The 17,024-nt window shown below is 72.4% G+C and carries 23 protein-coding genes; 16 read left to right on the top strand and 7 right to left on the bottom strand.

Features of this window, described 5'->3' with window-relative positions; genetic code table 11:
• Nucleotides 1-11: 11 nt before the first annotated feature.
• A complete protein-coding gene (locus ABZU46_RS20270) occupies nt 12-527 on the bottom strand; it encodes an NUDIX domain-containing protein (protein WP_354860019.1) in 516 nt (171 codons plus the stop codon).
• A gap of 64 nt (nt 528-591) precedes the next feature.
• Between ABZU46_RS20270 and ABZU46_RS20265 the strand changes: the two genes are divergently transcribed.
• Nucleotides 592-1,083: a type II toxin-antitoxin system PemK/MazF family toxin gene (locus ABZU46_RS20265; protein ID WP_354860017.1), complete on the top strand. Its 492-nt coding sequence runs from the start codon at nt 592-594 to the stop codon at nt 1,081-1,083.
• Between the two features lie 36 nt (nt 1,084-1,119).
• On the opposite strand, the gene ABZU46_RS20260 is transcribed toward ABZU46_RS20265, so the two are convergent.
• Nucleotides 1,120-1,770: an NAD(P)H-dependent oxidoreductase gene (locus ABZU46_RS20260; RefSeq protein WP_354860014.1), complete on the bottom strand. Its 651-nt coding sequence runs from the start codon at nt 1,768-1,770 to the stop codon at nt 1,120-1,122.
• Between the two features lie 160 nt (nt 1,771-1,930).
• On the opposite strand from ABZU46_RS20260, the gene ABZU46_RS20255 reads away from it, so the two are divergent.
• The 3 genes from ABZU46_RS20255 (at nt 1,931) to rox (ending at nt 4,326) form a co-directional block, all read left to right on the top strand.
• Nucleotides 1,931-2,275: a metalloregulator ArsR/SmtB family transcription factor gene (locus ABZU46_RS20255; protein WP_354860012.1), complete on the top strand. Its 345-nt coding sequence runs from the start codon at nt 1,931-1,933 to the stop codon at nt 2,273-2,275.
• Nucleotides 2,259-2,732, top strand: coding sequence for an SRPBCC family protein (locus tag ABZU46_RS20250; protein ID WP_354860009.1), 474 nt, complete (start codon nt 2,259-2,261; stop codon nt 2,730-2,732). The genes ABZU46_RS20255 and ABZU46_RS20250 overlap by 17 nt, the downstream gene beginning before the upstream one ends.
• Nucleotides 2,733-2,898: 166 nt before the next feature.
• Entirely contained in the window at nt 2,899-4,326 is a 1,428-nt protein-coding gene (gene rox, locus ABZU46_RS20245; protein ID WP_354860007.1) for a rifampin monooxygenase, read from the top strand.
• Nucleotides 4,327-4,456: 130 nt separating this feature from the next.
• On the opposite strand, the gene ABZU46_RS20240 is transcribed toward rox, so the two are convergent.
• The gene (locus tag ABZU46_RS20240; protein WP_354860005.1) at nt 4,457-5,107 is read right to left on the bottom strand and encodes a GGDEF domain-containing protein; all 651 of its coding nucleotides are present in this window, start codon (nt 5,105-5,107) and stop codon (nt 4,457-4,459) included.
• 264 nt (nt 5,108-5,371) lie between these two features.
• On the opposite strand from ABZU46_RS20240, the gene ABZU46_RS20235 reads away from it, so the two are divergent.
• Together ABZU46_RS20235 and ABZU46_RS20230 are read left to right on the top strand one after the other, a co-directional pair.
• Complete coding sequence (locus tag ABZU46_RS20235; protein WP_234588179.1) at nt 5,372-5,611, top strand: DUF397 domain-containing protein; 240 nt, start codon at nt 5,372-5,374, stop codon at nt 5,609-5,611.
• Nucleotides 5,612-5,749: 138 nt separating this feature from the next.
• Nucleotides 5,750-6,637, top strand: coding sequence for a helix-turn-helix transcriptional regulator (locus ABZU46_RS20230; RefSeq protein WP_354860002.1), 888 nt, complete (start codon nt 5,750-5,752; stop codon nt 6,635-6,637).
• A 34-nt stretch (nt 6,638-6,671) separates the two neighbouring features.
• Here the strand turns inward: ABZU46_RS20230 and ABZU46_RS20225 are convergent, their stop codons facing one another.
• On the bottom strand, nt 6,672-7,073 hold the full coding sequence (locus ABZU46_RS20225) for a helix-turn-helix domain-containing protein (protein ID WP_354859999.1): 402 nt from the start codon (nt 7,071-7,073) through the stop codon (nt 6,672-6,674).
• A 77-nt stretch (nt 7,074-7,150) separates the two neighbouring features.
• On the opposite strand from ABZU46_RS20225, the gene ABZU46_RS20220 reads away from it, so the two are divergent.
• The 6 genes from ABZU46_RS20220 to ABZU46_RS20195 all read left to right on the top strand — a co-directional run bounded on the left by ABZU46_RS20220 (nt 7,151) and on the right by ABZU46_RS20195 (nt 12,605).
• On the top strand, nt 7,151-8,083 hold the full coding sequence (locus ABZU46_RS20220) for an NADP-dependent oxidoreductase (protein ID WP_354859997.1): 933 nt from the start codon (nt 7,151-7,153) through the stop codon (nt 8,081-8,083).
• A gap of 109 nt (nt 8,084-8,192) precedes the next feature.
• The gene (locus ABZU46_RS20215; protein ID WP_354859995.1) at nt 8,193-9,236 is read left to right on the top strand and encodes a LacI family DNA-binding transcriptional regulator; all 1,044 of its coding nucleotides are present in this window, start codon (nt 8,193-8,195) and stop codon (nt 9,234-9,236) included.
• Between the two features lie 2 nt (nt 9,237-9,238).
• The gene (locus tag ABZU46_RS20210) at nt 9,239-9,442 is read left to right on the top strand and encodes a hypothetical protein (RefSeq protein WP_354859992.1); all 204 of its coding nucleotides are present in this window, start codon (nt 9,239-9,241) and stop codon (nt 9,440-9,442) included.
• An 87-nt stretch (nt 9,443-9,529) separates the two neighbouring features.
• Nucleotides 9,530-10,993, top strand: a complete 1,464-nt coding sequence (locus tag ABZU46_RS20205) for a protein kinase (protein ID WP_354859990.1) — start codon at nt 9,530-9,532, stop codon at nt 10,991-10,993.
• A 25-nt stretch (nt 10,994-11,018) separates the two neighbouring features.
• A complete protein-coding gene (locus ABZU46_RS20200) occupies nt 11,019-11,894 on the top strand; it encodes an alpha/beta hydrolase (RefSeq protein WP_354859988.1) in 876 nt (291 codons plus the stop codon).
• A gap of 60 nt (nt 11,895-11,954) precedes the next feature.
• Nucleotides 11,955-12,605: a histidine phosphatase family protein gene (locus tag ABZU46_RS20195; RefSeq protein ID WP_354859985.1), complete on the top strand. Its 651-nt coding sequence runs from the start codon at nt 11,955-11,957 to the stop codon at nt 12,603-12,605.
• Nucleotides 12,606-12,620: 15 nt separating this feature from the next.
• Here ABZU46_RS20195 and ABZU46_RS20190 read toward each other — a convergent pair whose 3' ends face one another.
• From ABZU46_RS20190 to ABZU46_RS20180, 3 genes are all read right to left on the bottom strand, one after another.
• Nucleotides 12,621-13,118: a DinB family protein gene (locus ABZU46_RS20190; protein ID WP_354859983.1), complete on the bottom strand. Its 498-nt coding sequence runs from the start codon at nt 13,116-13,118 to the stop codon at nt 12,621-12,623.
• A gap of 46 nt (nt 13,119-13,164) precedes the next feature.
• Nucleotides 13,165-13,608: a VOC family protein gene (locus tag ABZU46_RS20185; protein ID WP_354859981.1), complete on the bottom strand. Its 444-nt coding sequence runs from the start codon at nt 13,606-13,608 to the stop codon at nt 13,165-13,167.
• Nucleotides 13,609-13,689: 81 nt separating this feature from the next.
• A complete protein-coding gene (locus ABZU46_RS20180) occupies nt 13,690-14,370 on the bottom strand; it encodes a carbon-nitrogen hydrolase family protein (protein WP_354860048.1) in 681 nt (226 codons plus the stop codon).
• Nucleotides 14,371-14,470: 100 nt separating this feature from the next.
• Between ABZU46_RS20180 and ABZU46_RS20175 the strand changes: the two genes are divergently transcribed.
• The 4 genes from ABZU46_RS20175 (at nt 14,471) to ABZU46_RS20160 (ending at nt 16,981) form a co-directional block, all read left to right on the top strand.
• A complete protein-coding gene (locus ABZU46_RS20175) occupies nt 14,471-15,280 on the top strand; it encodes a DedA family protein (protein ID WP_354859979.1) in 810 nt (269 codons plus the stop codon).
• 25 nt (nt 15,281-15,305) lie between these two features.
• On the top strand, nt 15,306-15,524 hold the full coding sequence (locus ABZU46_RS20170; protein ID WP_354859977.1) for a hypothetical protein: 219 nt from the start codon (nt 15,306-15,308) through the stop codon (nt 15,522-15,524).
• A 66-nt stretch (nt 15,525-15,590) separates the two neighbouring features.
• A complete protein-coding gene (locus ABZU46_RS20165; protein ID WP_354859975.1) occupies nt 15,591-15,950 on the top strand; it encodes a LuxR C-terminal-related transcriptional regulator in 360 nt (119 codons plus the stop codon).
• Nucleotides 15,951-16,396: 446 nt separating this feature from the next.
• Complete coding sequence (locus tag ABZU46_RS20160; protein ID WP_354859973.1) at nt 16,397-16,981, top strand: hypothetical protein; 585 nt, start codon at nt 16,397-16,399, stop codon at nt 16,979-16,981.
• The last annotated feature ends 43 nt before the right edge of the window (nt 16,982-17,024 follow it).

The raw sequence follows: 17,024 nt of genomic DNA, 5'->3' as shown, positions 1-17,024 counted from the left end.
ACCGACCCCGGTCACGACCACAGCTCGAACGGTTCGTCGATCTGCTCGCCGGCTAGGAAGGGCGTGATCAGCCGGGGGAGCTGGCCCGGATAGAACCGTTCCTCGCTGGCCACCACCTCCGGCAGCGGCCACCACCGGAAGCCGAAGTAGTCCTCACGCTCGTAGTCGAGCCGGTCCGCCTCGTCCACGTCCGGCCCGGGCCCGTTCAGCCGTACGGCGACGATCACCTCGTCCTGGACGTGGCGCAGTTGGCGGTGCAGGAAGCTCGCCCGTCGCCGCCAGGTCGGTGCGCCCACCTGGTCGGCGCTGATCACGATGCCGGTCTCCTCGCGCAGCTCCCGCACGGCCGTGTCCCGGTACGTCTCACCGCGGTCCATGCCGCCGCCGGGCAACTCCCACCAGGTGCCCAGCCGGGGATGGTCCGGGTCACGGGTGTGGAACAGCAGCACCCGGTCGGTGTCGTCGGAGACGACCACGCGCACCGCGCGCCGCTCGAGGATCGGCAGGTCGTCGGGCAGTTCGTCCATCGGGCCAGTCTGCCGCAGCGCGCCGACTCCGGCGGGCCGCGCCGGGGCCGGTAGGCTGCCCGCCGTGGCTGGTCTGTTGAGGAACGTGGCGCAACGCATCTCCCGGGTGGGCGCGGTCATCCCGTCGCCCCGGCGTACCGGGCCGGCTCCGGCGCGGGTGGCCCGCCCTCGCCAGGTGAGCGCGTTGCAGCGGCGCGAGCTGAGCTACGCGCCGGAGGTCGACGGCCAGGCCGACCCGGGCGAGATCGTCTGGACCTGGGTGCCGTACGAGGACGACCCCCGCCAGGGCAAGGACCGCCCGGTGCTGGTGGTCGGACGGCACAGCCGAACGCTGTTCGGGCTGATGCTGTCCAGCCAGAGCGAGCGGGACGGTCAGCGGCACTGGTTCGCGCTCGGCCCCGGCGAGTGGGACCGCGACAAGCGGCCGAGCTGGGTCCGGCTGGACCGCGTGCTCACCATGCGCGAGGACAGCATCCGCCGCGAGGGCGCCGTGCTGGACCGGCCCCGGTTCGACCGGGTCGGGCAGGCGCTGCGCGCCGGCTACGGCTGGCGCTGACCGTACCCCCTGGCACGCCCGGGGCCGGACGGCCCGTCAGGCCGGCTCGCGGCTCGGGCCCACGGCGGCGCCCTGCGCCTCCGGCGGCGGGTACGGCTGCTCGGCGAGCAGCCGGGCCAGGTGCGCGCTGTTGAGCGCGAGGGCCTTGGTGGTGCGGCCGGTGGTGTCCGGCTTGGGGCCGGCGTCGCGGTAGTCCACCTTGTGCAGTGCCTCGCCGACCCAGTAGGTCGCGCCGGCCGCCGCCAGGGTGAAGCCGACCTCGCTGAGCGCGCCCTGGACTTCGGCGATGGTGTGGTGCGCGCCGTCCTCGTTGCCGACGACCGCGACGCCGGCCACCTTGCCGTAGGTGAGCAGCCGTCCCTCGTCGTCGGTCTCGGACAGTTCGGCGTCCAGGCGTTCGAGGACCATCTTGGTGACGCTGGCGGGCTGGCCCAGCCAGATCGGTGTGGCGATGATGAGTATCTGGGCCGCGAGCAGCTTGGCGCGGATCGCGGGCCAGCCGTCGCCGTCGCCCTCGTCCGTCGACACCCCGAAGCGCACGCCGTGGTCGACCACCCGCACGATCTCGCCGTCCACGCCTTGGCGGGCGAGTTCCGCCAGCACCTCGCGACCCAACTGGTCGGAGCTGGACGGGGCTGGCGACGGCTTGAGCGTGCAGTTGAGGACGAGGGCGCGAATGCTCACCACGACGGGTTCCTCTCGGCGACGGGACGGCCGGGTTCCCCATACCCGGTCTCTGGGGTGACTCACCAGGGCGGCACCGCGTCATCTGCGGGACGGGTTGACAGACAGCGGATGAGCTGTAAATTCAACTCATCGGTTAATCATCTAGGTGGTTGAAAGCGACATGACAGCAGACTCGGTCAGTGCCGTGTTCGCCGCGCTCGCCGACCCGACCCGCCGCGCCATCCTGGCCCGGCTGGCGACCGGCGAGGCGACGGTGAACGAACTGGCGGAGCCGTTCCCGATCAGCCTCCAGGCGATCTCCAAGCACCTCACGGTGCTGGAGCGTGCCGGGTTGATCGTGCGGACCCGCGAGGCGCAGTGGCGGCGCTGCCGGCTCGACCCGGCGCCGCTGCGCACCCTCGCCGAGTGGGTCGACCAGTACCGCCGGCTCTGGGACGAGCGCCACGACGCCCTGGACGACTACCTACGCGACCTGAAGGAGACCAGCCGTGACCGAAACCCGTGACCTGGCGATCGACGTGTCCTCCGACCGGGACATCACGATGACCCGGTCGTTCGACGCCCCGCGCGACCTCGTCTTCGCCGCACACACCCAGGCCGAACACCTCAGGCACTGGTGGGGCCGGGGCAATCCGCTGGACGTCGAGATCGACTTCCGCGAGGGCGGTCGCTACCGCTTCGTCGAGCACGCCCCGGACGGCAACGAGTACGCCTTCCGGGGCGAGTTCCAGGAGATCGTCGCGCCGGAGCGGATCGTGCAGACGTTCGAGTTCGAGGGCATGCCCGGCCAGGTGGCGGTGGAGACGCTGGTCTTCACCGAGCAGGACGGCCGCACGGTGCTCACCGGCACCACCCGCTTCGACACCACCGAGCAGCGCGACGGCATGGCCGGGTCCGGGATGGCGCAGGGGGTAGCCGAGTCGTACGCCGCACTGGAGCGCCACCTGTCCACAATGCGCTGACGGCTGAGGCGGGAGGGCGGGAAGGCCGGGACGAAACAGAAATGGCAGGGACGTCGCGCTCCCTGCCACCTCCAACATATAGCGCACCGGGGGTCTTGCGGCAAGACCCGGGTGCTGCCGCAGAATCTCCACCCGAAGCCCAGAACTGGGAAAATCGGGGGATCTCGTGATCGATGTGATCATTGCCGGCGGCGGGCCGACCGGTCTGATGCTGGCCAGCGAGTTGCGACTGCACGGTGTGCACGTTGTCGTGCTGGAGAAGGACGCCGAGCCGACCCGCTACGTCCGTTCGCTGGGTCTGCACGCGCGCAGCATCGAGGTGCTGGACCAGCGCGGTCTGCTGGAGCGTTTCCTCGCCCTGGGCACGCGGCATCCGCTCGGTGGCTACTTCGCCGCGATTCCCAAGCCGTCGCCGGGCGGTCTCGACAGTGCCCACGCGTACGTCCTCGGTATTCCGCAGACCACCACCGACCGGCTGCTGGCGGAGCACGCCGTCGAGGTCGGCGTCGAGGTCCGCCGCGGCTGCGAACTGGTCGGGCTGAGCCAGGACGACAAGGGGGTGACGGTGGAGCTGGCCGACGGTACGCCGCTGCGGTCGCGCTACCTCGTCGGCTGCGACGGCGGCCGGAGCACGGTCCGTCGGCTGCTCGGGGTCGGCTTTCCGGGTGAACCCAGCCGGGTCGAGTCGCTGCTGGGCGAGATGGAGGTGGGCGTACCGGCGCAGACGGTGGCCGACGTGGTGGCCGAGGTCCGCAAGACGCACCTGCGGTTCGGCCTCGGGCCGCTCGGGGACGGGGTGTACCGGGTTCTCGTGCCCGCCGCGGGGGTCACCGAGGATCGCTCCGTCCCGCCGACCATCGAGGAGTTCCAACAGCAACTGCGGGCGTACGCGGGCACCGACTTCGGCGTGCACTCCCCGCGCTGGCTCTCCCGCTTCGGCGACGCCACCCGGCTGGCCGAGCGCTACCGGGCCGGTCGGGTGCTGCTGGCCGGAGACGCGGCGCACATTCACCCGCCCACCGGCGGGCAGGGGCTCAACCTCGGCATTCAGGACGCGGTGAACCTCGGTTGGAAGCTGGCCGCCGCGGTCAACGGCTGGGCGCCCGACGGGCTGCTGGACAGCTACCACGCCGAGCGGCACCCGGTGGCCGCCGACGTGCTCATCAACACCCGCGCGCAGATGTTCCTGCTGTCCCCCGAACCGGGGCAGCAGGCAGTCCGCCACCTGCTGTCGGAACTGATGGACTTCGAGGACGTCAACCGGTACCTGATCGAGAAGGTCACCGGCCTGGGGGTCCGCTACGACTTCGGCGCGGGCCACGAGCTGCTCGGTCGGCACCTGCGGGACGTGCGGCTGACGCGGGGACGGCTCTACGACCTGCTGCACGGCGGTCGTGGGCTGCTGCTCGACCAGACCGGCCGGCTCTCGGTCGACGGGTGGGCCGACCGGGTCGACCACGTCGTCGACGTCAGTGCGGAACTGGACGTACCCGCGGTGCTGTTGAGGCCGGACGGCCACGTGGCCTGGGCCGGCGACGATCAGACCGACCTGGTGGGTCAGCTGCCCCGGTGGTTCGGCGGACCCGCCACCTGAGGCGGACCCGCCACCTGAGGCGGCCCCGCCACCTGGGGCGGCCCCGCCACCTGGGGCGGACCCGCCACCTGAGGCGGACCCGCCACCTGAGGCGGACCCGCCACCTGAGGCGGACCCGCCACCTGACCGGTCACCCCTCCGCGAGGCGGACGCTGTCGACGAGTTGGCGGGGCGACCGCGGGCCGGCGAGGCTCTTCGCCTGGTACATGGCCGCGTCGGCGCGGCTGAGCGCGTCGGTGAGCTGGGCCGGACCGGTCACCGGGGCGAGCCCGACCGAGGCGGTGACCCGGACGCTGCACCCACTGAGCCGGATGGGCGCGGCGACGGTCTCGCTGAGGCGTCGGGTGGCGTGCTCGATCCAGCGCCGGTCGACTGTCGGGCTGGCGAGCAGGCCCGCGAACTCGTCGCCGCCGAGGCGGGCGACGAGGTTGTCCCCGGCGAAACCGGCCAGCCGTTCGGCCACGCTGATCAGCACCTGGTCGCCGGCGGCGTGCCCGTACCGGTCGTTGATCTGCTTGAAGTCGTCGAGGTCGAGCACGATGGCGATCAGCGGCTGGCCGTCGGCGTTGGTGAGCAGCGCGGCCGCGAGGCGGTAGAAGGCGCGTCGGTTGGGCAGCCCGGTGAGCGGGTCGTGGCTGGCGGCGTGCCGTTCGGCGGCCAACTCGGCCTGGAGGTGCCCGATCTCGGCCTCGGCCCGCAGGGCCCGTCGGCGCATTTGCCAGGAGGAGAGCAATGCTCCCGCCGCACAGATGCCGGAGGCGACGCTCATCGGATCCGGCACGAGACCTCCCATCGCCGCGACCGCCTCCAGCCTTCGGTCTCGCGGCGCGGTGCCGCGTCGGGCAGTTTTCCCTGGTGGTTGCCCCAGTCGGGGTAACGCAAAGTGAACGGATAAGCACCGATCACGTGCGTTATCATGCTCGCCGTCCGGTGCAGATGCAATAGCAGATGCACGTGCATAACCGTCCACTGTCGATACCGCACCCTCGCCGTCACCGCTCCTCCCACGGGCACCGGCGGGCTCGTGAGCAGAAAGACGCCTCTCATGCAACAGCCACCCAATGGCGTTCCGATTACTCAGTTGCCCCCGCTGAGCTGGCAGAAGAGCCGCCGCAGCAACCCGAGCGGCAACTGCGTCGAACTCGCCGAACTGCCCGGGGGAGCCGGCATCGCCGTTCGCAACTCGCGCCATCCGGAGGGACCCGCGCTGATCTACACAGTGGACGAGATCGCCGCGTTCGTGCTCGGCGCACGCGACGGCGACTTCGATCACCTGATCAACTGACCGGTCGTCGAAGGCCGTCCCGGGGACGGGACTGAATCGCCGGTCCGGAGGAGTTCACCTCACTGTCGGTCCATGGCATGCTTACACGTCGGCCGGGCTGGGTGCCCGACCGCGTGGTCGGTATCCGGAGGTCCGCACGTGACGATGGTTCCCGCCGAGGGCGGCCCGACAACCGGGCCGACCGTGCTGCGCATGCTGCTCGGCGCCCAACTGCGCCGCCTGCGGGAGTCCAGCGGGGTGACCCGGGAGGGCGCCGGGTGGGAGATCCGCTCCTCCGAGTCGAAGATCAGTCGGATGGAGCTGGGGCGGGTCGGCTTCAAGGAACGCGACGTGTCCGACCTGCTCACCCTGTACGGCGTCAGCGACGAGGGCGAGCGCGCGGCACTGCTGAAGCTCGCCCGGGACGCCAACAGCCCCGGCTGGTGGCACCGCTACGGGGACGTGCTGCCCAGCTGGTTCCAGTCGTACCTGGGCCTGGAGGCGGCGGCCGCGCTGATCCGCAGCTACGAGGTGCAGTTCGTCCCCGGCCTGTTGCAGACCCGGGAGTACGCTCGCGCGGTCGTGCTGCTCGGGCACGGCGGGGCCGGCGCCGCCGAGATCGATCGCCGCGTGGAGTTGCGGATGCAGCGCCAGCAACTACTGCACCGGGACAACCCGCCGCAGCTCTGGGCCGTCGTGGACGAGGCGGCGCTGCGCCGTCCGATCGGCGGTGCCGAGGTGATGCGTGAGCAGCTCGTCGCGCTCATTGAGGCCACCAAGTCGCCCACCATCCGGCTCCAGGTCATCCCGTTCGCCGCCGGGGGCCACGCGGCGGCCGGTGGCGCCTTCACCATCCTGCGCTTCGGCGACCAGGAGCTGCCCGACATCGTCTACATCGAACAGCTCACCAGCGCCATCTACCTCGACAAGCGCGAGGACCTCGACTATTACGCCGTGGCCATGGAGCGGCTGTGCGTCGAGGCCGAGCCGCCGGAGCGTACGCCGGAGATCCTGGGCCGGCTGCTGGAGGAGATGTACCCGCAGTGACGACCCGGCCGGGGGGCGTCCAAACCTGGTGGGGTCAGGCGCTTGTCGCGTCGTACCGGTCCCGGGCCTCGTGCACCTCGGCGATGTGCGTCTCGGCCCACGCCTTGATGGCGCGCTGGACCGGCAGCAGGCTCTCGCCCAGCGGCGTCAGCCGGTAGTCGACCCGGGCCGGCACGCTCGCGGTCACCGACCGGCTGACCAGGCCGTCGCGTTCCAGTTTGCGCAGTGTCTGGGTGAGCATCTTCTGGCTCGCCCCGGCAAGTGTGCGGGCCAGCTCGCTGTGCCGCAGCGGCCCGTCGGCCAGCGCGCTCACCACCAGCGTCAGCCACTTGTCGCTGAGCGTCGCCAGCAGCTCGTGGCCGGGGCATCCGGCGAGGAACACGTTGTAGCGGCTACGTTCCTGCTCGCGGCGTTCCGCGGCCGTCCTGGTGGCCATCGCGTACCTCCCGGGTGCCCAGGGCACCCGAAGGTGCCTCCTTCTCGCCGCAGGGTATCGCTCCTAGCGTCGTCGGCATGAGAGCTGTCATCGTCCGCCGGTTCGGCGGCCCCGAGGTTCTGGAGATCGCCGACCTGCCCCGGCCGGAGCCAGGGACCGGGCAGGTTCGGGTACGGGTGGCCGCCGCCGCGGTCAACCGGATCGACCTGTCCACACGCAGCGGCGCATTGAGCGCGGCGGGTCTGCTGCCGCCACTTTCCGTCGTTCCGTTGGGCTGGGATGTGGCGGGCGAGGTGGACGCGGTCGGCGCTGGCGTACGACGGCTCGGTGTGGGCGCGACGGTGATCGGGTTGCGCGACGTGCTAACCGCGCCCGGCGCTCAGGCTGAGTGGGTCGTGCTGGACGAGGACGCGGTCGCGCCGGCGCCGCGTACCGTCGCTCCCGAGGTTGCGGCGACGCTGCCGCTGATCGGTCTCACCGCGGCCCGCTCACTCGCGCTGACCGGCTTGGAGAGCGGACGGACGCTGCTGGTCACCGGCGCGGCCGGCGGCGTGGGTGGGCTGCTGCTGGAGCTGGCGTCGGCGCGCGGCATCCGGACCGTCGCGGTCGCCGACGCGCGGGACGAGGAGCTGGTACGCGGGTTGGGCGCGGACTGGTTCGTGGCGCGTACCGACCGGCTCGGCGCCGCGGTGCGCTCGGTGGTCCCGGGTGGGGTCGACGCGGTGGTCGACGCCGCGGTCGTGGGCGTGACCGCGCACGAGGCGTTGCGCGGCGGGGGAGTCTTCGTCGCGCTGGTGGCGCCGTTCGCGCCACCGCCGTTGCGGGCGACGCGGGTCGTGGTGCAGGAGGTCTGCGCCGACGGCGCCAGGCTCGCCGAGCTGTCCGCGCTGGTCGACAGTGGACGCCTCACTCTGCGGCTTGCGCACCGCCTTCCACTGGACGAGGTGGCGACGGCGCACGAGCGGCTGGCTACCGGTGGTCTGCGGGGCCGCGTGGTGCTGGTTCCCTGAGGGGCTCGCGGGTTGGTATTGACCGCTGCCGACGTGTCGGGCTAATCTCTGTATCGATCCAGTCTGAATCGATACAGAGAGGTGCCGGGTGAAGCCAACACTGCAAGCCGTGGCGGACGCCGTCGGCGTCTCCCGCAGCACCGTGTCCAATGCCTACAGTCGCCCCGACCAGCTCTCCACGGCACTGCGTGAGCGGATCCTCGCCGCCGCGCGCCAGCTCGGCTACCCGGGGCCCAATCCCACCGCCCGCTCCCTGCGCCGCGGCTTCGTCGGCTCGATCGGGGTCCTGTTCACGTCGCAGCTGTCGTACGCCTTCACCGACCCCTTCGCGATCCGCTTCCTCACCGGGGTGAGCGGCGCCGCCGAGCGACACGGCACCAGCATGCTGCTGGTGCCGCTCCCACCGGCGCAGACCGACGCCCGCCGGGCGGTGGAGAACGCCGCCGTCGACGGCTTCTGCGTCTACTGCGTCGCCGACGAGGAGTGGGCGTTGGACGTGATCCGGGCGCGCGGGCTGCCTTACGTCAGCACGGCGTCGCACGACGACGCCGGCGCGGACGAGCGGTTCGTCGGCATCGACGAGCGGGCCGCGGCTCGCAGCGTCGCCGCGCACGTGGCCGGCCTCGGTCACCGCCGGGTGGCCCTGCTCGCCGACGCTGTGCTGCCCGACGCGCCGGCCGGCCCCGTCACCCTGTCCGGGGTGCACGAGGCGTGGCACCCGACCACCCGCGGCCGGCTTGCCGGCTTCGCCGACGCGTTCGCCGAGGTCGGCGTCGGCTGGGCGGAGCTGACGCTGGTCAACGCCCTGGGCAACAGCCGCCAGGCCGCGGCCGCCGCCGTCGCCGGGCTGTTCGACGGGCCGGCACCGCCGACCGCCGTGCTGGCCGGCTCCGACGTCCTCGCCCTCGGTGTGCTCGACGCGCTGGCCCAGCGACCGGGCGGCACCAACCCGCCGGTCTCGGTGACCGGCTTCGACGACATTCCCGAGGCCGCGTCGGCCGGCCTCACCACCGTCCGGCAACCCGCCGAGGAGAAGGGCCGGATCGCCGCCGAACTGCTGCTCGACCCACCCGCGGACGCCGCAGCCGGTCAGGTGCTGCTGCCCACCGCACTCGTCGTCCGGGCCTCCACCGGACCTGTCCCGAGGAGTTGACCATGGAATTCCCGACCGGCTACGTCACCGCTCTCGACGCGATGAACCGACACGTCAACTCGGCCCGACCGGACGCCCCGGTCCAGGCCGAGCGACCCCGCCGGGCGCTGCTCGCCCCGACCCGACAGGTGACCGCCGTCGCCCTGCGCCGGCTCGCCGACCGGATCCAGCCCCGACCGATGCCGACGGTGACCCGCTGCTCCTGACCCATTTGGGCACGCATGGGACGAGCGGTGCCGGGCCGGACACGCAGAGTGGTCGAAGGGGCACTCGCCAGGCAGACTGGTGAAGCCATGTCACCCTTCACGCCCACCCTCCGCCTCCACGACCGCTACGTCCTGCACGAGCGGATCGGGCTCGGTGGCATGTCCGAAGTGTGGCGGGCCGACGACGAGGTGCTCGGCCGGCCCGTCGCGATCAAGGTGCTCGCCGGGCAGCTCGCCGCCGACCCGCAACTGCGGGCCACCATCCAGCGCGAGGCCCGCGCGGCCGCCCGGCTCACCCACCCACACGTCACCCAGGTGTACGACTACGCCGAGGCGACCCTGACCGGCGGCGTCGTCGTCCCGTACCTGGTGATGGAGCTGGTCGAGGGCCACAACCTGGCCGACCGGCTGCGCAACGGCCCCCTGCCCTGGCCGGAGGCGGTCCGCGTGGCCGGGCACATCGCCGCCGCGCTGGCCGCCGCGCACCGCATCGGCGTGGTGCACCGCGACGTCAAGCCGGGCAACGTCATGCTCACCGACACCGGCGCCAAGGTCCTCGACTTCGGCATCGCCGCGCTCGGCGGGCTCGACAGCCAGTCTGGCGAGCCGCTGATGGGCACACCCGCGTACTTCGCCCCCGAGCGCCTCGCCGCCGGTCCGCCCGACCCGGCCAGCGACGTGTACGCCCTCGGCGCGCTGCTCTACCGCACGCTCACCGGCCAGGCGCCCCTGCCCGTCCAGAGCTGGGAGGACGCCCTCGAGGTGCACCGGCGGGGCACACCGGTGCCGCCGCTGCGGGTGGACGGCCTGCCCGCCGACATCGCCGAGCTGACCCTCGCCTGCCTCGCCGCCGACCCGGCCCGCCGGCCGAGCGCCGCGCAGTTGGCCCGCCGGTTCGGCGCCGGTCAACCGGTCGAGCCCCCCACCGAGCTGCTGCGCATCGTGGCGCCCGCCTCGGCGGCCCACCCGCCGACCCTGATCGACCGCTCGGCCGCGCGTCCCGTGCCGGTCGCGGCCGTGCCGGCCCGCCGCCGATCGCGCCAACCCCTGGCCCTCCTCGTCACGGCCGGTCTCGCCGTGCTGGTCGGCCTCGGCGCGCTGCTCACCCAGGGCCTCGGCGCACCCGACACAACCGGGTCCGGGCAGGTCGCGGCCCCGCCGTCGACCTCCGCCCCGACACCCGCGCCCAGTACGCAGGCACCGAGGCCGCCGGCATCGGCGTCTCCGTCGCCGCCGACCGCCAGCGCCGCGCCCTCGACCGTCGGTCAGCAGGTGCCGGTCAGCTTCCGCCAGGTCAGCGACGAGTTCACCGACGTGCTCGCCGCGGCGGTGGCCCGCGGAGATGTCGACCGCAAGACCGCGGAGGACCTTCGCGACGACCTCGCCGACGTGAACCGACGGTCCAAGGACCGCGAGCGGCGCATCGCCGACCTGCGAAACACCATCGCCGAGCTGGTGGACCGTGGCCGGCTGCCGCGGCAGACGGGCACACACCTCGACGAACTGCTCAATCAGGCCCGCGGGCTGCCCGCCGGGCGCACCGCCGACTGAGGGCATCTGTCGTAGTCTCACCGGCATGACGACGAAGCAGACGCACACCCTCGCCTTGCCCGGCGTCGAGCTGGTCTACGACGTCCGCGGCCCCCTACCCCCGGGCGGCGGGCGTCCCGCGCTGCTCATGATCGGCCAGCCGATGACAGCGGAGGGCTTCGACGCGCTCGCCGCGCACTTCACCGACCGCACCGTCGTCACCTACGACCCGCGCGGCCTCGGCCGCAGCGTCCGCACCGACGGCCGGTCCGACCACACGCCACAGCAGCAGGCGGCCGACCTGCACCTGCTCATCGAGGCGCTCGACGCCGGCCCGGTGGACGTGTTCGCCAGCAGCGGCGGTGCGGTGACCGCACTCGAACTCGTCGCGGCCCATCCCGGCGACGTCGTCACGCTGGTGGCCCACGAGCCGCCGATCAACGCGGTGCTCCCGGACGTCACGGCAGCCGAGCGCGCTCAGGCCGCCTTCTACGAGGCGTACCAGGCGAAGGGATTCGGCGCCGGCATGGCCGCGTTCATCGCGATGACGTCGTGGCAGGGCGAGTTCACCGACGCCTACTTCGCCCAGCCCGCGCCCGACCCCGCGATAGTCGGCATGCCGACCGACGACGACGGCAGCCGCGACGATCCGCTGCTGTCGAAGAGCTCGTGGGCGATCACCGACTACCAACCCGACGCGAGCGTGCTCACGGCGTCCCCGACCCGGATCGTGATCGCGGTCGGCGAGGAGTCGGCGGGCACGTACACCGACCGTACGGCCCTCGGCACGGCGGCGCTGCTCGGCCAGGAGGCCGTGGTGTTCCCGAGTCACCACGGCGGCTTCCTCGGAGGCGAGTTCGGCTATGCGGGCAAGCCCGAAGAGTTCGCCGCACGGCTGCGCGAGGTGCTGGACGCCGGCTGACGGCCGTCATCTCGTACGGACGGCTGATCCATCCGCGTACGTCGCTGGCATGATGGGCCGATGCGAACACGGCTGATCTTCGTGCGGCACGGCGAGTCGGTCCACCAGGTCGATGGGATCGTGGGCGGCCCGCACGGATGCCGCGGGCTGACGCCGCTCGGCCACGACCAGGCACACCGGCTGGCCCAGCGGCTCGTCGACGACTACGCCGTCGAGGGGCCGCTGGCGGTCTACTCGTCCGTGCTGCGCCGCACCGTCGAGACCGCGCAGCCCATCGCCGCGGCGTTCGGCGTCCGCCCGCTGGCCGACTGCGGCCTGTGCACCTGGCACACCCCGCCGTACGCGGACGGGCTGCCGGTCACCCGCTTCCGTACCGAACACGCGGTGCCCGGTGGGGGAGTGTTCCGGCCGTTCGAGGACGGCAACGAGAGCTGGGCCGAACTGGTGGTGCGCGTCAGCCGCGCCATCATGGAGATCGCGCACCGGCACCGGGGCGGCACCGTGGTCCTGGTCGGCCACAGCGAGACCGTCGAGGGCGCCTTCCACGCGCTCGCCGCGCAGCCGATCTTCCGGGCGTTCGACCTGGACGTGCCGCCGGCCTCAATCACCGAGTGGGTCACCGACCAGGACACCGGCGGCTGGCCGCCGGCCCGCTGGACCCTGCGCCGCTTCGGTGACACCGCCCCGGTCGGCCAGAGCGTGATCCAGTAACGCCGCGCCGGCGCCTTACTCGCTGAGGATCTGCTCGCGCAGGATCTCCGCGTGCCCGCAGTGCTGAGCCAGCTCGCGCAGCACGTGCAGGTACACCCAGTTCAGCGGCAGCGGACCGCGCCGGTTGCCGCGCAGCAGGTCGTCCAGACCCAGTGACGCCGTCGCGCGGCGCGACGCCTCGCACGCCTCGCGGTGGGCCTGCTGGACGGCGGCGATCGTGTCGCCGTCATCGAGGATGAACGACTCGTCCGGCGTCGCCGGGATCCCGATCTCGGCGCGCGACCGGCACGTGACGGCCTCGTCGAACCAGACCTTCTCGACGAAGGTCGCGTGCTTCACCAGACCCAGCAGCGTCGTCCGCGATGGCACCAAAGAGCGACGCGCCTGCTCCTCGGTCAGCCCGTCCAGGGCGCCGTTGAGCGCTCCGCGGTGTTCGTCGATGAACGACTCGACCTGTGCCTGGGCCGGCTGATTCACGACATCTTCGGCGAACGTCGGCGGGAAGATGGTCATGGACCGAAGCATCTCAAGGGCGGTCACCTGTGAGCAACGTCGGCACTCACGAGCCGAAGGAGACGAGGGCACCGCGTTCGTCGAAGACGGCGGTGCCCGCCCAGGCGATCTCCCAGCGGTTGCCCTCCGGGTCGGCGATGTAGGCCGAGCGGCCACCCCACGGGCGGTCGGTCGGCTCCGCCACCACCGTCGCCCCCATCGCGACGGCCGCCGCGAAGGCCGTGTCGACCTCGGCGCGGTCATCGACGTTGCAGGCGAGGGTCACGCCGGACCAGCCGCCGGCCGGACCGGCGACGCCGGGTGCCGCCTCGGCGGCCAGATCCGGCAGCGGATAGAGCGCGAGCAGAACGCCACCGAGCAGGAACGCCGACCAGCCGTCGTCGCTCGCCGACAGCTCCGGCCAGCCCAGGGAGCGGTAGAACGACCGCAGCGAACCCATGTCGCGTACGCCCAGAGTGACCACGGACAGCCGAGAGGGGATCGCACTCATGGCCCCGATCCTGCCGCAGCGGTACGACAACCGGTCCCTCGTCGGGGGCCCTCGGGCCGGTCGTCGACTCCGGCGGCACCCTCAGTGGAGGGTCGTGGCGGTCCACTCGCCCGGTGCCGTGCCCACCCGGGCGGTCACCTCACCCTGCGGCGTCCAGATGGCCGACCGGCCCGCCGCCTCGGTGTAGCCGCCGCCGGTGGACCCGGCGAAGCTCGCCACCGCCACCCAGACCCGGTGTGTCGTGGCGATCCGCTGGGCCCGCTCGTCCGGAACGCCGGCGTCGCGCGCCAACTCCAGCACCCCCGCCGCGTACACGTCAATGCCGAGCGCGGCCGTGCGCTGCGCGTGCGCGGCGACGCCGGTGTCCTTGCAGACCGCCAGCCCGATCCGCCACCCGTCCACATCGAGCACCCTTGGTGTGTCGCCCGGCCGGAACCGCTGCGCCTCCGCGCCGCCGAGCCACATCTTCCGGTACGCCACGGTCACCCCGTCGCCGGTCACCGCCAGCACCCCGATGTGGTCACCGGCCACCGGCGCACCGGCCAGCGCCAGCGTGCCCGCCTCGGCGCACGCGTCGACCAGCGGCGCCAACCGGGGGTCGTCCACCGACACGACCGGGCCCTGCAACTCGTACCCCGTCAGTGACAGCTCCGGGAAGACCACCACCCGGGCGCGCGCCGCGCGGACCGCGTCGGCGTGCGCCCGCGCGTTCTGTGCGACATCCAGGGGTACGCACGGCGGCTGCGCCACCGCGAGCCGCAACGGGGTGCGGTTTTCCGCACGCCCGCCGGTGGGGGCGACCCGCGGGGTCGGATGGTCCGCCTCATGGTCGATTCTCAGGATCGGTTCGTAGCGTGGGGACATGATTCGAACGTCGCACGCCGTGCTCGCCACCGGAACCCCCGCCGCCGCGGCCGAACCGCCCGAGGGCGGAATCGTCGGCTACGTCAGCGATCTGGTGGAACGGCTCGGCGGGCCGGGCGCCGGTCTGGCGGTGGCGCTGGAGAACCTGTTCCCGCCGATCCCCAGCGAGGTCATCCTGCCGCTGGCCGGCTTCGTGGCCGCGCAGGGGCGGATGAGCCTGCTCGGCGCGATCTTCTGGACCACGCTGGGCTCGGTGCTGGGCGCGCTGGCGCTCTACCTGATCGGCGCGTCCCTGGGCCGGGAGCGGATGCGCGCCATCGTCGCCCGACTGCCGCTGGTGAAGCTCAGCGACGTGGACCGGACCGAGGCGTGGTTTCTCCGGCACGGCGTGAAGGCGGTGTTCTTCGGCCGGATGATCCCGATCTTCCGGAGCCTGATCTCCATCCCGGCCGGGGTGGAGCGGATGCCGGTGCGGATCTTCCTGCTCTACACGACGCTGGGCAGCCTGATCTGGAACACCACCTTCGTGCTCGCCGGATACCTGCTCGGCGACAACTGGCACCTCGTCGAGGGCTACGTCGGCACACTCCAGAACGTCGTGATCGTCGCGTGCGTCGCGGCCGTCGCCTGGTTCGTCGGCTCCCGGGTGCTGCGGGCCCGCCGCGCCGCGCGAAACCCCGAGTCGGCCGACCGTCCCTGGTCGGACTCGGGTCCTTCTCGGGATGGTGCGCCACCGTCGGGGATGCCGGATCCGGGCGGTCGGGGCACCCTCTACCGGGGCGGCTCCTGGGCCTCGGACGAGCGCTAGCCCGCCGCCTTGTCAGACGTCTTAGGTGGGGACGCGAGACGGTGACAGGGGAGCGGCGAACCGGCCGTGGTGGGCTCGGCTGCCGCAGCCCACCCACATCGACGATGGGTTGCGTGCCGCGCTGGAGATCCGCGAGCGCTGGCCCGACACCGGCGTCCTCGTGCTCTCCCAGTACGTCCAGCGGCGCTACGCCGCCCGGCTGCGCGCGGACCGTCCCGAAGGAATCGGTCGCCCAGGTGGATGACTCCCTCGACGCCTCGACCGGGTCGCCGCCCGGGGCCCCGCGCTCAACCCGGAGGTGGTTAGCCAGGTGGCGGCCGGATCGGAGCGACCCGACCCGTTCGGCCGACTCACCCCGCACGAACGGGACGTCCTGCACGAAATGACCCACGGGCACACCAACGCCGCTGTCGCCCAGCGGTCGCACGTGTCGCAGAGCGCCGTGGGGAAGCACGTCGACGCCATCTGCGACAAGCTCGGCCTCGCCCACACGACCGGCTACAGCCGCCGTATCCCCGCTGTCCTGCGCTACCTCTGCATCCCTTTCCTAAAGATCAAGCCGGATCGGGGAGGCCGGGATGTCCCGATCGCTCGCACCATCCGGTATCGGACATTCCGGGTGGATCGTCACCCGACGGCTCGCTCCGGCCCTCGGATGCGGTTGGTCTGAGGCGTGCTGTCCGGTTGCGAGGCCCGATGGGGTGTGAGCGGGTGCATCCCTGGGCCGGAATCGTGGCGGGCCGGGGGTCGTTACATACCCTGACGATCGCAGGACCACGGCCACCGTGCCCCGCCCAACCGGTGGGGGAATGGACGGCCGGGTCGGGTCGTTGCAGACCCCCGACCGACCGTGGGCCCGCCCCCGGGTCCGTTGCCAGGTCCCGCTGAGGGCCCGGGAATGACCCCGGACCGGCGGTCGTTACACACGGTCCCGGCGCCACGAGCGACCCCCTCGCCCGTCGGCCGCCGCCCCGGCACCGCGAGGGCCTCGCCCCGCAGGGTGCCGACCCGAAACTTTCCCCTGCTTTTTGCAGCGCCCGACGAGGTGCTCACATCCGCGTCACCGTCCCCCCGGTGGTGGCGTGTGGTGTTCCTACCCCCGAAGGAGCTACCCCCATGAACACGATCTTCCGTAAGAGCATGCTGTCCGTTGTTGGTCTCGCGTTCGCCGGTGGTGTCTTCGCCGGCCCGATCGCCCATGTCGCCACCCCGAGCACGGACGCCCGTCCGGTGGCCGTGGTGCAGGCCGACAAGCCCGACACGAGCAAGCTGATCCCGCACGGCACCCAGGGTGCCCAGTCGCACATCGACCTGAATGACGAGCAGACGGCCAACGCCAAGGCGATCATCGCCGCGACGAAGAAGGCGGGCCTGCCCGAGCGGGCCGCGGTCATCTCGATCGCGACGAGCCTGCAGGAGTCGAAGCTGGAGAACCTCGGCCACCTCGGCGATATGAACGATCATGATTCGCTGGGTCTGTTCCAGCAGCGTCCGTCCAGTGGTTGGGGCACGCCGGAGCAGATCACCGACCCGGAGTACTCCACGACCGCGTTCCTGAAGGGGCTGCGTCAGGTTGACGGGTGGCAGGACATGCCGCTGACCGAGGCCGCGCAGACCGTGCAGGTCTCCGCCTACCCGGACGCCTACGCCCAGTGGGAGCAGCAGGCCGCCGACCTGGTTGGCCAGTACTGGAACAGCTGACCCACCGCACGACCCGACCGACTGGCCGGCACCCCCCGGGGTG

The sequence above is a fragment of the Micromonospora sp. NPDC005197 genome (assembly GCF_040608295.1).
In the GTDB taxonomy this organism is placed as follows: domain Bacteria; phylum Actinomycetota; class Actinomycetes; order Mycobacteriales; family Micromonosporaceae; genus Micromonospora.
Note: the sequence above shows the minus strand (reverse complement) of the source record. Positions and strands in the feature narration are given on the sequence as shown.

What these genes read in the sequence shown, in the direction of transcription:
- ABZU46_RS20270 (WP_354860019.1), bottom strand. Translation starts at nt 527, where the DNA reads ATGGACGAACTGCCCGACGACCTGCCGATCCTCGAGCGGCGCGCGGTG.
- ABZU46_RS20255 (WP_354860012.1), top strand. Translation starts at nt 1,931, where the DNA reads ATGACAGCAGACTCGGTCAGTGCCGTGTTCGCCGCGCTCGCCGACCCG.
- ABZU46_RS20235 (WP_234588179.1), top strand. Translation starts at nt 5,372, where the DNA reads ATGCAACAGCCACCCAATGGCGTTCCGATTACTCAGTTGCCCCCGCTG.
- ABZU46_RS20225 (WP_354859999.1), bottom strand. Translation starts at nt 7,073, where the DNA reads ATGGCCACCAGGACGGCCGCGGAACGCCGCGAGCAGGAACGTAGCCGC.
- ABZU46_RS20220 (WP_354859997.1), top strand. Translation starts at nt 7,151, where the DNA reads ATGAGAGCTGTCATCGTCCGCCGGTTCGGCGGCCCCGAGGTTCTGGAG.
- ABZU46_RS20210 (WP_354859992.1), top strand. Translation starts at nt 9,239, where the DNA reads ATGGAATTCCCGACCGGCTACGTCACCGCTCTCGACGCGATGAACCGA.
- ABZU46_RS20205 (WP_354859990.1), top strand. Translation starts at nt 9,530, where the DNA reads ATGTCACCCTTCACGCCCACCCTCCGCCTCCACGACCGCTACGTCCTG.
- ABZU46_RS20200 (WP_354859988.1), top strand. Translation starts at nt 11,019, where the DNA reads ATGACGACGAAGCAGACGCACACCCTCGCCTTGCCCGGCGTCGAGCTG.
- ABZU46_RS20195 (WP_354859985.1), top strand. Translation starts at nt 11,955, where the DNA reads ATGCGAACACGGCTGATCTTCGTGCGGCACGGCGAGTCGGTCCACCAG.
- ABZU46_RS20190 (WP_354859983.1), bottom strand. Translation starts at nt 13,118, where the DNA reads ATGACCATCTTCCCGCCGACGTTCGCCGAAGATGTCGTGAATCAGCCG.
- ABZU46_RS20185 (WP_354859981.1), bottom strand. Translation starts at nt 13,608, where the DNA reads ATGAGTGCGATCCCCTCTCGGCTGTCCGTGGTCACTCTGGGCGTACGC.
- ABZU46_RS20175 (WP_354859979.1), top strand. Translation starts at nt 14,471, where the DNA reads ATGATTCGAACGTCGCACGCCGTGCTCGCCACCGGAACCCCCGCCGCC.
- ABZU46_RS20160 (WP_354859973.1), top strand. Translation starts at nt 16,397, where the DNA reads ATGAACACGATCTTCCGTAAGAGCATGCTGTCCGTTGTTGGTCTCGCG.